Raw genomic sequence first — 15,482 nt, 5'->3', positions numbered from 1 at the left:
AATTATTATGAAAAAAATTCTTTTAACTGCAACAGCATTTTTGATGCTTTTCTCATGTCAAAATGACCAAACAGAATCAACTGACTCTGCAACCAATGCAGTTGCGCAACGAGGTTGTGCTTCTCAAGAAGTACTTGAAGCACAATTAAAAGCTGACCCTACATTAGCTTTAAGAATGAACCAAATTGAAGCTTTTACAGAAAAAGCAATGTTAACTGGTCGTTTAGTAAACGGTAAAGTTGAAATTCCAGTTGTAGTGAATGTATTATACAAAACTGCTGCAGAAAATATTTCTGATGCTCAAATACAATCTCAAATTGATGTATTAAATCAAGATTTTAATGCAACAAACTCCGATTTCAATACTGTTCCAGCTCTATTCTCAGGAGTTGCTGCAAATGTGGGTATCACTTTTGTTTTAGAAACAATTAACAGAAAATCTACTACTAAAACATCTTGGGGTACCAGAGATGCTATGAAAAAAACAAAACAAGGAGGTTTAGATCCTACTTCACCAACCACAAAATTAAACATGTGGGCATGTACTATCGGTGGAGGAATTTTAGGTTACGCACAATTTCCTGGTGGAAGTACTGCTACCGATGGAGTTGTAATTGACTCAAAATATTTTGGATTATCAGGTTCAGGTGCCTATCCTTACAATTTAGGAAGAACTGCAACTCACGAAGTGGGTCACTGGATGAACTTACGTCATATCTGGGGTGATGCAACTTGTGGAAGCGATTTAGTTACTGACACACCTACACACAACACCGCTAATTATGGTGTTCCTGCTTATCCTCATTACAGCACTTGTACTGGAACTCCAGTAGAAATGACTATGAACTACATGGATTACACAGATGATAGAGGAATGTACATGTTCTCTAACGGACAAAAATCAAGAATGGATGCTATCTTTGTTTCAGGTGGAGCTAGAGCGAGTTTCGGAATATAATTTTTTTAGTTTTTAGAATTCAAAACTCGCTACTTGTTAGCGAGTTTTTTTTATCTTTATAACCTAAAATAAAGACATGAATACATCAAAAACCCTTTCAAATGGTATTCTTCGAGCATTATTGACAATCGTTGTTAGCGGTTTAATTTTGTTCTTTTTTTATCAAATTCAATCCGTGCTGATTTATCTTGTTGTATCTTTTATACTTACATTAATTGGAAATCCTATTTTAGACTTTTTCAAAAAACGATTAAAATTCAATCACATTTTTGCGACAATAGTAACTTTGCTTATTTTCATGTTAATCATATTCGGTTTCATAATGATGTTTATTCCTTTGATTTTATCCCAAGGACAAAACTTATCGCTTCTTAACACATCAGCAATCGAAAATAATATAGTCCAGTTGATAAATCAAATTTCCGTATTCTTAGAAAGTCATCATATTGATTCCTCACAAATACTAAAGGAAGCAAACATTACTTCTAAAATAAATTTCAATATTATCCCTAATTTTTTAAATGCAATCCTTGATACAATCAGTAGTTTTGGGATAGGATTAGGTGCAGTACTATTTATTACTTTTTTCTTTCTAAAAGATCAATTAAAATTCATACTAGGAGCAAAAAAATTAATTCCAGATAGTCATGAAGACCAAATTCTGAACTCTTTAGAAAAAATAAACCACTTACTGTCCCGTTATTTCATTGGATTATTACTTCAATTATTTATAGTATTCTTATTATATCTGATTGTTTTAGTGATTTTTGGAGTTCCAAATGCTCTTGTTATTGCCTTTTTATGTGCGGTCTTAAATATCATTCCCTATATTGGTCCGCTAATCGCATCCATTTTAGCTGCAATTTTGACAATGATGAGTAATCTAGGAAGTGATTTTCAATCTGAAATTTTGCCAACCACTATCTATGTATTAATTGGTTTTTGGATTGTTCAGATTATTGATAACAATTTATCTCAACCTATTATTTTTTCTAAAAGTGTAAGTTCACATCCTTTGGAAATATTTCTTGTCATCTTAATTGCGGGTTTTCTTTTTGGTATATTAGGAATGATAGTAGCAGTTCCTTTATATACCATAATTAAAGTAATGGGTAAAGAATTCTTCCCGGAGAACAAAATTATTGTACTATTAACTAAAGATATTTAATTTTGGATTTAATGATTCTAGATCCCAAAATTCAACAATTTATCAATGCAAATATTGGTAGAAGCATCTCTAAATTAGCACTTCAAAAAAATCCGTTTCCAGATGTTGACTGGATTTCTATTTTGAACCAAATTGAAGCCAAGACAAAAGCAAAAGACAAATTGCCTAATTGGTTTACAGCCAAAAATATCATTTATCCAAGTAAAATCTCAATAGAACAAACTTCATCCGAAAAAACGGCTTCCTATAAAGCCTCAATTGTTTCGGGTGAAAATTTAATTGATTTGACAGGAGGTTTGGGAGTTGACGATTATTTTTTTGCAAAACAAATAAAAACGGTTGTGCATTGCGAAATTAATCCAGAATTATCAAACATTGTAAAACACAATTTTGAGCAATTGAATGTTCCCAATATTACTTGCTATGCCGGAGATAGTTTAGCAACTTTGATTTCTTTAAATACAAAATGGGACTGGATTTATATTGATCCCTCCAGAAGAAATGATGCGAAAGGAAAGGTATTTATGCTCAGAGATTGTTTGCCCAATGTTCCTGAAAATCTAAACTTTTATTTCAATAATTCGAATGCTATTCTGATAAAAACTGCTCCTCTACTCGATATTTCGGCTGGATTATTGGAATTACAAAATGTTAAAACGATTCATATCGTAGCTCTCGAAAATGAAGTTAAAGAACTATTATGGGAATTATACAAAGGCTATTCTGGAAATATAACTATAAAAACAGTAAATCTTTTAAAAGACAAGAACGAAACATTCAACTTTGTTTTGGACGACCAGACTAAATTGCCGGTTTTTGGTTTCCCTCAAAAATATTTGTACGAGCCCAATAGCGCCATAATGAAATCAGGTGGATTTGATGAAGTGAGTTCATTTTATAACCTAAACAAACTACACAAACATTCCCATTTATATACTTCCGAAAATTTAATTCCCTTTCCGGGACGGGTTTTTGAAATTCAAAATGCAATTCCTTACAGTAAAACGGAAATGAAAACATATTTAGAAAATACCCAAGCCAATATTACGACCCGAAATTTTCCTGATAGTGTAGAAAGCATTCGAAAAAAATGGAAAATAAAAGACGGCGGAAATCTATATTGTTTTTTTACAACTGATGAAAATAATCATAAAATAGTTTTAATTTGCACCAAAATAAAATAAAAATGAAATCTATAATTACTAGTCTACTATTCTTATTCAACCTTAACTTATTTGCCCAAAAAACATGTGATTATAGCGTAAACGTAACCGATTCTATAGGAACATATAAATCAACTAAAGAATACATGATTTCCGAGAAAAATTTTGCTGGGAATTCCAGTTATACTTTCTATTCCTTAGCATTAACAGATGGTTTGCCAACATTGAATGTACAATTGATTCAAAAAAGCAAAGGATTTATGAAAGCGAATTGCTTTGATAAAAATTCAAAATTATTTTTACAGTTAAACAATGGAAAAATAATAACATTGCTTCACATAAATCAGGAGAATTGCGGCACTATGATTCGGGACGACAAAGATTTTGACAATAGAATAATTTCCGGTTCATTTATGTTTATGAAAGATAGCTTTGAAGATTTAAAAAGTTCTCCCGTATCCATGATGAGAATTAAATATCTAACGGATACTGAAGATTATGTTCTTAAAAAAGAATTTAAATCGGAGTTAAACAATGAGGTTTATGAACCTGAAACGTATTTCATTAACAACCTGCATTGCGTAGAAAACTAATTACAATCCCATTTAGCATTAGAAACCCGATCATTCAAACCCGATTTTAAATTATAATGCCACCATTCGGAATCAAAAGAATTGAAATTACTGCTAATCATTATTGTTTTTAATAATTTTCTATTTTCTTTTACTTGTTCCGAAACATTAGGATAGTCATGACTGGCTTCGATTCCAAAAAAATCAAAAGAAGTCCCCATGTCCAGTTCTTTTCCGTTATTGTCGACTAGAGTAATATCTACCGCTCCCCCTCTATTATGAATAGAACCTTTAGCAGGATTGGCAACATACTCTGGGTTAGGAACGATTTCCCACATTTTTTTTTGAATATCTAAAGGTCGGTAACAATCGAAAATTTTGATTCTATAGCCTTTTTCAATGAATTTTTTATTGGCTTCTACAAGTCCATTAACGGTTTTTAAGCGTAAAAAACATTCCGCGCAATCGTACACTTTTGCTTTTAGAAAATTATCTATTGTTGCATACTTCATATCAAACACAAAATCTTGGCTGTACTCTTTTAAATTTACAAAAGTAGTGTCATTGATAATTGGACTGTTTTTCTCTTCAATAGTAGAAATAGCAGCTTGCGATTTACAGGAAACAATCCAAAAAAGAGAACAAAAGATTAACAATGATTTGAAGTAGCAAGTCATAAATACTATTTTTTATAAAAATAAGATAAATTAAGGATTTACAATAGATATAAAAACAGAAAAACCGATACTAATTAAAGTATCGGTTTTTGTGAAGGCAGAAGGATTCGAACCTTCGACCGCCTGCTTAGAAGGCAGGTGCTCTATCCAGCTGAGCTATGCCTCCATTGCTCATGTAAAAAATCTAGTCGGGGTGGCAGGATTCGAACCTGCGGCCTCCTGCTCCCAAAGCAGGCGCGATAACCGAGCTACGCTACACCCCGAAGTACAAAAATTATTAAGCGGAGGGACAGGGACTCGAACCCTGGCATCGATTGCTCGATGACAGTTTAGCAAACTGCTCCATTACCACTCTGGCACCCCTCCAAGCTCAAAGAAACGTGTCCTGTTTTGCGGTTGCAAATTTAAGACATCTTTAGACTTCTCACAACTATTTGAGGTATTTTTTTTTAATCTTTTTTGTCATTTTCACAAAAACACTTCACAATCAAACATATAGAATGAAAATAAATTTAAAAAAAGATAATGACATAATCTAAATTTGAAATTGTTTAAAAAAGATTAAATTTGCTTCATAAACCAACATTTTATAAGTTATGAACAAAAGAGTTGTTATCGTTTCTGCCGTTAGGACACCTATCGGAAGTTTTATGGGGGGATTATCTACAGTTACTGCTCCAAGATTAGGTGCGGTCGCAATAAAAGGTGCTTTGGAAAAAATAAAATTAGATCCAAATTTAGTTGACGAAGTATTTATGGGCAATGTAGTTCAGGCTGGTGTAGGACAAGCTCCTGCTCGTCAGGCAGCTCTATTTGCTGGCTTACCAAATACCGTTGCTTGCACCACAATTAATAAAGTTTGTGCTTCTGGAATGAAAGCTGTTATGTTGGGTGCGCAAGCAATCCAATGCGGAGATGCTGAAATTGTAGTAGCCGGAGGAATGGAGAATATGAGTTTAATTCCACATTATATGCATTTGAGAAACGGAACTAAATTTGGTCCTGCAACCATGATTGACGGAATGCAGAAAGACGGACTGACTGACGCATACGATAACAGCGCTATGGGACTGTGTGCTGACTTATGTGCCGCAGAATATAAATTTACCCGTGAAGATCAAGATAACTTCGCTATTCAATCGTATGAGCGTAGTGCAAAAGCTTGGGATTCTGGAAAATTTGATAATGAAATAGTTCCTGTAGCTGTTCCACAAAGAAAAGGAGATCCTATTATAGTTTCCAAAGACGAAGAATACACTAATGTGAAATTAGATAAAATACCGTCATTAAACCCTGTCTTTACCAAAGATGGAACTGTAACTGCAGCGAATGCTTCAACGATAAATGATGGTGCAGCAGCAGTAGTATTAATGACCGAAGAAAAAGCAATAGCTTTAGGACTAAAACCGTTAGCTTATATTAGAAGCTATGCTGATTATGCTCAAGAACCAAAGTGGTTTACCACAAGCCCTTCAAAAGCCCTTCCTAAAGCATTAAAAAAAGCAGGATTATCGATAGATGATGTTGATTATTTTGAATTCAACGAAGCTTTTGCTGTTGTTGGTCTTGCTAATGCAAAAATCCTAGAATTAGAAGACGATAAAATAAATGTAAATGGTGGTGCAGTATCTTTAGGACATCCGTTAGGTTGCTCTGGAGTAAGAATCATTGTTACTTTATTGAATGTTTTAGAACAAAATAATGGCAAAATCGGCGCTGCTGCAATTTGCAATGGTGGTGGTGGTGCTTCGGCAATTGTTATTGAAAAAGCCTAAATAATTATAAGTCATGAGTTACAAGTCTTGAAACTTGTAACTCATGATTCTTAACCATAAATTGACCTAAATGTTTGGAATTTGCAATCTAGCCATAATACCACTTCGCTTTGAACCAAGTGACAGAAGCGAAATCGTTTCTCAAGTTTTGTTTGGTGAACATTTTGAAATTTTAGAACAGCTAAAACAATGGTCTCGAATCAAAATGCAATATGATGATTATGAAGGCTGGATAGATTCTAAACAATTCCAACTGATTTCCGAGTCAAGTTTCAATCAATTGTCTGAAGACGCAATCATTCTGAACGCTGATTTAATAGAATACATTACAGCACCAAATAATCTTTTAATCCCAATTCCATTAGGTTCATCTATATCATTTTTAAATTACAATGATATCAACACTTCAAATTTTGATTTTGAAGGAACTAAAATCAGCGGTATCAAACCCAAAGAAGGTTTAATCAATACCGCTTTTTTGTATCTAAATGCTCCTTATCTATGGGGTGGAAAAACGCCTTTTGGTATTGATTGTTCCGGTTTTACACAAATGGTTTATAAACTCAACGGATATAAATTATTACGCGATGCGTCACAACAAGCAACCCAAGGAGAGCCTTTGAGTTTTATCGAAGAAAGTGAACCCGGAGATTTAGCTTTTTTTGATAACGAAGAGGGCAATATCATACATGTTGGAATCATCATGGAAGACAACTACATCATTCACGCTAGCGGAAAAGTACGGATTGACAGATTAGATCATCTAGGGATTTATAATGCCGAAATAAATAAACACACTCATAAACTTCGAGTGATTAAAAAAATTATATAAAAAAACCTATCTCGAATTAATTCTTGATAGGCTTTTTTTAAATTAAATCCTCGCTTTTAACGCATTATACTCTGTTGTTAAATCTAAAGCTCGATACAAGTTTAATAACAGTTTTGTAACATCAGTATCTTTAGGATTAATACGATTTCCTTTTTCAAGATAAGAAACAGCATTTTTCAATACCTGATCCTTTTTTATCTTTAGTTCATCGTAAATTTTCATATCCTTTGGAGAAGTCCCGAGAACACTCATTTCATCAACTAATTTTTTTTTCTTATCAAGGTATAAATAAGCTAAATTAGTATATGCATCAATACATTGAGGATCAAAATCAATGATCATTTTATAATAATCTTCTGCTGTGTTCAAATCGTCTTTTTCAGAATAAATAAAAGCTATGTTTTTATATATCTCCGTTTTTTTTGAAGGGGAAATAAAATTCCTTGGTTTCTCATGTAAACCCGCTTTTATATTCAAATCTCTTTCTTTTGGGGAAGAAAATTCTTCTTCAATTTTACTTTTTTTATTTATTCCATAGTAACTGATTCCCTTTCCTGAATAATTTAATGCTTTCAGCTCTTTATAACTTTTTAATGCTAAATCATATTCTTTGGCAATCATAAAGTAAGATGCCGAATTAAACAGATTCAAAGTATCCTTCTTATCCATTAAATATAAATGATACATTTTATTGGCACCATCTAAATGTTTATTGTTTTTGACATCTTCATAAGCGCTATTCGATAAATTATTTTTAATGTCTTTTATAGATGCTTTTGCTTGAACTGCATATTTTAAATTACCTGAAGCTACTTCTTCAGTTATTAACTCCTGGTAGACAGAAACAGCAAGGGAAAGATTTTTAACTGTTTCTATATTTTTGTCTGCCAAATTAGTCAGTACTTTGGCTTTTAAATTATAGAATTCCGATTTATCATCATCTTTTGCATTCACAATTAAATATTCAGAAGCTTTCAAAACGGTTAAAGCTTCTTGTAAATTACCATTATTAAATTGACTCTGAGCATACTTAATTTCGTTTTTTTGAGCTAGTGCTGCAATTGAAATAAATAATGACAAAGTAGGTGTTAAAAATTTATTCTTCATAATATTTAGGTTTGTTTGGGGCAGGTTAGTGATTTAGGGGTTTTTACTATTTTTTCATTTTTTTGAATATAATTTATTGATTATTTTAACTGGCAAAATAAATCATTATTTTTATTTATCAAATTAATTTAAAATAAAGTTTAATTTTATGTTACTATTTATTACGGATTAAATAATAAATGAGCATAAAAAATAATTTAACCGACTATTTAACAATATCAAATAATTTTTTAATTTGTCAAATGTTTTTACAACAAAAAAAATCCTGATCACCATATGTAGTAATCAGGATTGTAATTATTATTCCTAAATTTAATTTTAGAAAAGCTAAAAAATATAATTCAATTATTACATTTTAGCTTTCAATGCTTTTTTCTTTTCAGTCATTTCTAATGCTCCATAAACGTTCAACAAAGTAGCTTTAACCTCATTATTTGATGGATCCAATTCACTCGCTTTTTCTAAATACGGTAAAGCATCCATAAATACCGCTTCTCGTTGTTTTTTAAGAACTAAATAACGCTTATTATCTTTTTCTGAGTTTCCTAATTTATTCATTTCCTCAAAAAGCTTTTTGTCAGCATCTAGTTTTAAAATCGCTAAATTAAGGTAAGCATTTACATAATCTGGTTTTATTTCAATGGCTCTTTTATAATATTTCTCAGCTTCAACGGTGTTATTAGCAGTAGTACTTATAACTCCTAAATTAAAAACCAAATCAGCATCATTAGGATTTTTTTCTAATACTTCAGAGATTAATTTTTTATAAGTATCAAAATCTTTTGTTTCTAAATACAAGTTAGCTTCTGTCAAAATCAACGAAGTGTCATCAGGATTTGCAACTCTAGCCTCAGCAATAGCTTTTTTAGCTTCTTCAGTTTTTCCATTTTGAACCAAAATAAGAGCCATATTTTTATATATCTCTCCTCTTTTTGAAGGAATAGCCTCAGTTCTCGGTTTTTCATGAGTTCCTAGTTTCACCATTCTGTCTCTTTCTTGAGCTGTTGCAAAAACATCTTCTTCACTTGATAATTTATTCACCGCAAAATAACTCGTTCCCTTTCCAGAATAATTTAAGTTTTTCAACTCTTCATATAACTTAAGAGCCGAATCATATTCTTTAGCATTCACATAAGTAGAAGCTGCATAGTATAAATTAAGAGTATCTTTTTTATCTAACAAATAAGCATCATATAATTTTTTAGCGCTATCCGAGTGTTTCTCTATTTTTGAATCTGCTATCGCACTATTAATTAATTTAAATTTTATCTGTGTAATTGATGTAGCTGCTTGAGTAGAATACTTAACTTTTCCAGAAGTCTGTTCAACAGCAATCAAATCTTGATATGCTTTTGCAGCAAGAGAAAGATTCGTATTAGTATCAACATTTTTATTTGCTAAGTCTAATAAAGCATTTCCTTTTACAAAGAAAAATTGTGCTTTTTCAGCATCTGTAGCATTAGTAATCAAAGATTCAGCTCCTTGCAAAATTGTTGCAGCTTCTTGAGAATTTCCGCCTTTCAATGCTTTTTCGGCAGCTTTAATTTGATCTTTTTGAGCAAAAGTAGCTACTGATATCAATAATGCTGATGCAAGTATTACATATTTACTTTTCATAATATTCTTGTTTTTGTTTAATAATTATTCTTGTTTACATTCTTATTTTTATGCTTCATCATCAGAATCGTCGTCTTCAGCATCTTCTTCAGCCTCTTCACTCTCTTCAGAATCTTCCTCATCATCTTCTTCCTCAGTTCCTTCATCTTCAAGAACTTCTAATACTGGCTTAACTCTTTCGATAGCTTCAGATTCAATAACATTTCCGTCTTCATCAACCACCACTTCAGCTACATCATCTTTCATTACTTTTGTAACAGCAGCTATAGAATCATTTCCTTTGATGTTAATCAACTTCACTCCTTGCGTAGCACGTCCCATAACTCTCAAATCTTCGACAGCCATTCTGATAGTCAATCCAGATTTGTTGATAATCATTAAATCATCAGCATCTGTAACTGCATTTATCGAAATCAGTTTACCTGTTTTCTCAGTAATATTTAAGGTTTTAACTCCTTTACCACCACGATTTGTAATTCTGTATTCGTCAAGGCTAGAACGTTTTCCGTATCCGTTTTCGGCAACAACTAAAATTTCGCTGCTCATATCATTTACAGTAACCATGCCAATAACTTCGTCAGTATCATCTTTAAGGGTAATTCCACGAACTCCAGAAGCTGTTCTTCCCATTGGACGGGTTTTAGTTTCTTCAAAACGAACTAATTTACCAGATTTCACAGCCAAAATAATTTGACTTTCTCCATTAGTTAATTTTGCTTCTAATAATTCATCGCCTTCCTTAATAGTGATTGCCGCAACTCCATTTACCCTTGGTTTAGAATATTTCTCTAAAGATGTTTTCTTAACCTGACCTTTTTTGGTCACCATAATAAGGTTATGGCTGTTGATATACTCTTTGTCTTTTAAATCTTGGGTACAGATAAATGCTTTTACTTTATCGTCACTTTCAATATTCACTAAATTCTGAATCGCTCTACCTTTAGCGGTTTTACTTCCTTCTGGTATTTCATAAACACGCATCCAGAAACATTTTCCTTTTTGGGTAAAGAACATCATATATTGGTGATTCGTTGCCACAAACATGTGTTCTAAGAAATCTTGGTCTCTTGTTCCAGCACTTTTTTGACCAACTCCTCCTCTATTCTGCGTTTTGTACTCAGATAAATTAGTACGTTTAATATACCCCGCATGAGAAATCGTAATTACCACATTTTCATCGGCAATTAAATCCTCAATACTTACATCTCCTCCTGAATATTCGATTACAGAACGACGCTCATCTCCATATTTTTCACGAATTTCAGTCAATTCTTCTTTAATTAAAGCAATTCTCAAGTTTATGTCTGCTAATAAAGCTTTCAAATGCTCGATTAACTTCATGATTTCATCATATTCTGTTCTTAACTTATCTTGTTCCAGACCTGTTAATTGTCGCAAACGCATTTCTACAATTGCACGAGATTGAATATCGGATAATTTGAATCTTTCGATTAATTTTTCTCTTGCTTCTTCTGTACTTTTTGAAGCTTTGATTAAAGCAATTACTTCATCAATATTATCAGAAGCAATAATTAATCCTTCTAATATATGCGCTCTTGCTTCCGCTTTTTTCAATTCAAATTGCGTTCTGCGTGTCACCACATCATGACGGTGTTCGATAAAATAATGAATCAAATCTTTTAGATTCAACATTTGCGGACGCCCTTTTACAATTGCAATATTGTTTACACTAAACGAAGATTGTAATTGTGTAAACTTATAAAGTGTGTTTAAAACCACGTTTGGTGTCGCATCACGTTTTAAAATATAAACGATACGCATCCCGTTTCTATCCGATTCATCTCGGATATTTGCAATTCCATCAATTTTTTTATCATTTACCAAATCAGCCGTACGCTTAATCATATCGGCTTTATTGACTTGATAAGGAATTTCGGTAACGATAATACATTCTCTTCCGTCAACTTCTTCAAAACCTACTTTAGCACGCATTACAATACGTCCTCTACCGGTTTTGAATGCTTCACGAACTCCTTCATAACCATATATTATACCACCAGTAGGAAAATCCGGTGCTTTGATATGCGTCATCAACTCGTCAACTTCAATATCATTATTATCCATGTAAGCCAATGTACCATTGATTACCTCGGTTAAGTTGTGAGGTGGCATATTTGTTGCCATACCTACTGCAATTCCTGTTGCACCATTTATTAATAAGGTAGGAACACGAGTTGGCATAACTGTTGGCTCTTCTAGTGTATCATCAAAATTCAATTTAAAATCAACCGTTTCTTTATCTATATCCGCCAAGATTTCTTCCGAAATTTTACGCATTCTAGCCTCTGTATAACGCATCGCTGCAGGACTATCGCCATCTACAGAACCAAAATTACCCTGACCGTCAATCAATAAATAACGCATACTCCATTCTTGTGCCATACGAACCATAGCATCATAAACAGAGGTATCACCGTGTGGGTGGTATTTTCCAAGAACTTCCCCGACAATTCTTGCGGACTTTTTGTGGGCAGATCTGGAGTTAACTCCTAAATCATGCATTCCAAATAATACTCTTCGATGTACTGGTTTCAAGCCATCTCTAACATCTGGAAGTGCTCTGGATACAATTACAGACATCGAATAATCGATGTAAGCTGTTTTCATTTCATCTTCAATGTTAATAGGAATTAACTTTTCTCCTTCAGACATAAGTTGTTATATTAAAAAATTATATTAGTTTCAAAACGTGCCAATATACGGCTTTTTGAAATTTTTAAACCTATTTTAACCTACTTATTTCAATGATTTATTAACAAATTTTACTTTGGTTTTAGTTAATAAAATAAGTGGCTTTTTGCCTATATTCCCCATATTTTTTTGTCTATTAGCTGACAGCACTTGTTAAGGGAATGATTTTTGTTTTTCAATTACTAATTCACTAAATTTACGATATCAAATATATATTATGGATGATAATTTTTCACCAAGAGTAAAAGATGTTATTACCTATAGCAAAGAAGAAGCTTTGCGATTGGGTCATGACTTTATAGGAACTGAACACTTGATGCTGGGTATTTTAAGGGATGGAAATGGAAAAGCAATTCAAATACTGAATAACCTATCTGTCGATTTAGATCATTTACGCAGAAAAGTAGAAATCCTAAGCCCCGCAAGTCCAAGCGTAGACGTTAATGTTGAAAAGAAAAACTTACACTTGACACGCCAGGCAGAACGAGCGTTGAAAACCACTTTTCTTGAAGCAAAAGTATTTCATAGTTCGTCAATTAGTACAGCACATTTATTGTTATGTATTTTAAGAAATGAAAACGATCCAACAACCAAGCTATTGAATAAACTTAAAATTGATTATGACGTAGCTAAAGAACAATACTTAAATATGACTCCAAGCGAAGAAGAATTTTTAGAAAACTTGCCAAGAAGCGAATCGTATAATGACGATTCAGGACAAGATGACAGTCTTAAAGAAGGTGCTTTTAACAATCCTGCTAATAAATCAAACAAAAAATCTAAAACACCTGTTTTAGATAATTTCGGTAGAGATTTAACTGAAATGGCCGAAGAAGGAAAGTTAGATCCTGTTGTAGGACGTGAAAAAGAAATTGAACGTGTTTCTCAAATTTTGAGCCGTCGCAAAAAAAATAATCCACTACTTATAGGGGAACCTGGAGTGGGAAAATCAGCTATTGCTGAAGGTTTAGCTCTGCGAATCATCCAAAAGAAAGTATCACGAATCTTATTCAACAAACGCGTTGTAACATTAGATTTGGCGAGTCTTGTTGCTGGAACAAAATACCGAGGACAGTTTGAAGAGCGCATGAAAGCAGTGATGAACGAATTAGAAAAGAATGATGACATTATTCTTTTTATAGATGAAATTCATACTATTGTTGGAGCTGGTGGCGCAACGGGTTCATTAGATGCATCTAATATGTTCAAACCTGCTTTAGCAAGAGGTGAAATTCAATGTATTGGTGCTACAACACTAGATGAATACCGTCAATATATTGAGAAAGATGGCGCATTAGAAAGACGTTTTCAAAAAATAATTGTGGAACCAACATCTGTTGCTGAAACCATTACGATTTTGAATAATATCAAAAATAAATATGAAGATCACCACAACGTTACTTATACACAAGAAGCAATTGAAGCTTGTGTGAAATTAACCGACAGATATATGTCTGAACGTTTCTTGCCGGACAAGGCTATTGATGCATTAGACGAAGCAGGTTCAAGAGTTCACATTACCAATATTGAAGTTCCAAAACAGATTTTAGATCTGGAACGTCAATTAGAAGATGTTCGAGAATTGAAAAACGTTGTTGTTAAAAAACAAAAATACGAAGAGGCCGCTAAGCTTCGTGATGACGAAAAAAAGATCGAAAAAGATTTAGCAATTGCTCAGGAACAATGGGAAGAAGACGCTAAAAATAATCGAATTGAAGTTACCGAAGACAATGTTGCCGATGTGGTTTCCATGATGACTGGAATTCCGGTAAATCGTATTGCACAAACTGAAAGCAATAAATTAGCTAAACTACCGGAACTTATTGAAGGAAAAGTTATTGGACAAAAAGAAGCGGTAATGAAAATTGCCCGTTCCATCCAAAGAAATCGTGCTGGATTAAAAGATCCAAACCGACCAATTGGTTCCTTTATTTTCTTGGGGCAAACTGGTGTTGGTAAAACGCAATTAGCGAAAGTATTGGCAAAAGAATTATTCGATTCAGAAGATGCATTGATTCGTATTGACATGAGTGAATACATGGAGAAATTTGCAATTTCTCGTTTAGTTGGTGCGCCTCCGGGATACGTTGGATATGAAGAAGGTGGTCAATTAACAGAGAAAGTAAGAAGAAAACCATATTGTGTTGTATTATTGGATGAGATAGAAAAAGCGCATCCTGATGTTTTCAATATGTTATTGCAAGTTCTTGATGACGGTTATTTAACGGATAGTTTAGGCCGAAAAATTGACTTTAAAAACACTATAATTATTATGACTTCCAATGTTGGAGCCAGACAATTAAAAGATTTTGGTCAAGGTGTTGGTTTTGGTACCGCCGCTAAAGTAGCTCAAGCAGATGACAATTCGAAAAGTATCATTGAAAATGCATTGAAAAAAACGTTTGCACCGGAATTCCTTAACAGAATTGATGATGTAATTGTGTTTAATGCTTTAGAAAAACATGATATTGATTTGATTATAGAAATCGAATTGAAAAAATTATATGCCCGTGTTGCTGAATTGGGTTACCAATTAAACCTTTCGGATAAAGCCAAAGCTTTTATCGCTGAAAAAGGATTTGATAGACAATTTGGTGCAAGACCATTAAAAAGAGCTATTCAGAAATATGTTGAAGATGCACTTGCCGAAGAAATTATTACTTCAAAAATTACTTCAGGAGACGAAATTTTCATGGATATAGAGGATGGAGCACAAGAACTGACTGTGCAAGTTCATAAAGCTGGCGAACCAACGAATCCATAAATACTTCTAGTATAACACGAACTAAACCCGTTACGTTTTTATAACATAACGGGTTTATTCTTTATACAAATTCAACATTTTTTAAAAACAAATATTTACATTTGATTTTTAAAAAAAATGGTTAAATAAAATCAGTT

At 32.9% G+C, this 15,482-nt stretch carries 11 protein-coding genes and 3 tRNA genes; 7 read left to right on the top strand and 7 right to left on the bottom strand.

Going from position 1 to position 15,482, the window contains the following annotated elements; translation table 11 throughout:
- The first annotated feature begins 7 nt into the window (after positions 1 to 7).
- From FNW38_RS09630 to FNW38_RS09615, 4 genes are all read left to right on the top strand, one after another.
- A complete protein-coding gene (locus tag FNW38_RS09630) occupies positions 8 to 958 on the top strand; it encodes a zinc metalloprotease (RefSeq protein WP_143387825.1) in 951 nt (316 codons plus the stop codon).
- 76 nt (positions 959 to 1,034) lie between these two features.
- Positions 1,035 to 2,126 (top strand): AI-2E family transporter, encoded by a 1,092-nt coding sequence (locus tag FNW38_RS09625; protein ID WP_143387824.1) that lies wholly within the window; start codon positions 1,035 to 1,037, stop codon positions 2,124 to 2,126.
- Positions 2,127 to 2,137: 11 nt separating this feature from the next.
- Positions 2,138 to 3,310 carry a class I SAM-dependent methyltransferase gene (locus FNW38_RS09620; protein WP_185963122.1) on the top strand — a complete coding sequence of 391 codons (1,173 nt, stop codon included), beginning with the start codon at positions 2,138 to 2,140 and terminating at the stop codon, positions 3,308 to 3,310.
- Between the two features lie 2 nt (positions 3,311 to 3,312).
- Positions 3,313 to 3,882, top strand: a complete 570-nt coding sequence (locus FNW38_RS09615; protein WP_143387822.1) for a hypothetical protein — start codon at positions 3,313 to 3,315, stop codon at positions 3,880 to 3,882.
- Here the strand turns inward: FNW38_RS09615 and FNW38_RS09610 are convergent.
- The 4 genes from FNW38_RS09610 to FNW38_RS09595 all read right to left on the bottom strand — a co-directional run bounded on the left by FNW38_RS09610 (position 3,879) and on the right by FNW38_RS09595 (position 4,904).
- Positions 3,879 to 4,538 carry a M15 family metallopeptidase gene (locus FNW38_RS09610; protein ID WP_143387821.1) on the bottom strand — a complete coding sequence of 220 codons (660 nt, stop codon included), beginning with the start codon at positions 4,536 to 4,538 and terminating at the stop codon, positions 3,879 to 3,881. The genes FNW38_RS09615 and FNW38_RS09610 overlap by 4 nt on opposite strands.
- Positions 4,539 to 4,630: 92 nt before the next feature.
- Positions 4,631 to 4,704: transfer RNA gene (locus FNW38_RS09605), tRNA-Arg, on the bottom strand.
- Positions 4,705 to 4,726: 22 nt separating this feature from the next.
- Positions 4,727 to 4,801 (bottom strand) — tRNA-Pro (locus FNW38_RS09600).
- A gap of 19 nt (positions 4,802 to 4,820) precedes the next feature.
- Positions 4,821 to 4,904, bottom strand: a tRNA-Ser gene (locus FNW38_RS09595).
- Positions 4,905 to 5,134: 230 nt separating this feature from the next.
- On the opposite strand from FNW38_RS09595, the gene FNW38_RS09590 reads away from it, so the two are divergent.
- Together FNW38_RS09590 and FNW38_RS09585 are read left to right on the top strand one after the other, a co-directional pair.
- The gene (locus tag FNW38_RS09590; RefSeq protein WP_144064839.1) at positions 5,135 to 6,313 is read left to right on the top strand and encodes an acetyl-CoA C-acyltransferase; all 1,179 of its coding nucleotides are present in this window, start codon (positions 5,135 to 5,137) and stop codon (positions 6,311 to 6,313) included.
- 70 nt (positions 6,314 to 6,383) lie between these two features.
- Positions 6,384 to 7,145, top strand: a complete 762-nt coding sequence (locus FNW38_RS09585) for a C40 family peptidase (RefSeq protein WP_143387819.1) — start codon at positions 6,384 to 6,386, stop codon at positions 7,143 to 7,145.
- Between the two features lie 42 nt (positions 7,146 to 7,187).
- Here the strand turns inward: FNW38_RS09585 and FNW38_RS09580 are convergent, their stop codons facing one another.
- The 3 genes from FNW38_RS09580 to gyrA form a co-directional block, all read right to left on the bottom strand.
- The gene (locus FNW38_RS09580) at positions 7,188 to 8,252 is read right to left on the bottom strand and encodes a tetratricopeptide repeat protein (protein ID WP_143387818.1); all 1,065 of its coding nucleotides are present in this window, start codon (positions 8,250 to 8,252) and stop codon (positions 7,188 to 7,190) included.
- Positions 8,253 to 8,600: 348 nt separating this feature from the next.
- Entirely contained in the window at positions 8,601 to 9,869 is a 1,269-nt protein-coding gene (locus FNW38_RS09575; protein WP_143387817.1) for a tetratricopeptide repeat protein, read from the bottom strand.
- 48 nt (positions 9,870 to 9,917) lie between these two features.
- A complete protein-coding gene (gene gyrA / locus FNW38_RS09570; RefSeq protein WP_143387816.1) occupies positions 9,918 to 12,542 on the bottom strand; it encodes a DNA gyrase subunit A in 2,625 nt (874 codons plus the stop codon).
- 256 nt (positions 12,543 to 12,798) lie between these two features.
- On the opposite strand from gyrA, the gene FNW38_RS09565 reads away from it, so the two are divergent.
- Positions 12,799 to 15,345 (top strand): ATP-dependent Clp protease ATP-binding subunit, encoded by a 2,547-nt coding sequence (locus FNW38_RS09565; protein WP_143387815.1) that lies wholly within the window; start codon positions 12,799 to 12,801, stop codon positions 15,343 to 15,345.
- Positions 15,346 to 15,482: the final 137 nt, after the last annotated feature.

Source organism: Flavobacterium gawalongense, assembly GCF_007097265.1.
Lineage (GTDB): Bacteria > Bacteroidota > Bacteroidia > Flavobacteriales > Flavobacteriaceae > Flavobacterium > Flavobacterium gawalongense.
The sequence above is the reverse complement of the archived record's forward strand: the minus strand, read 5'-3'. Positions and strand labels throughout refer to the sequence as shown.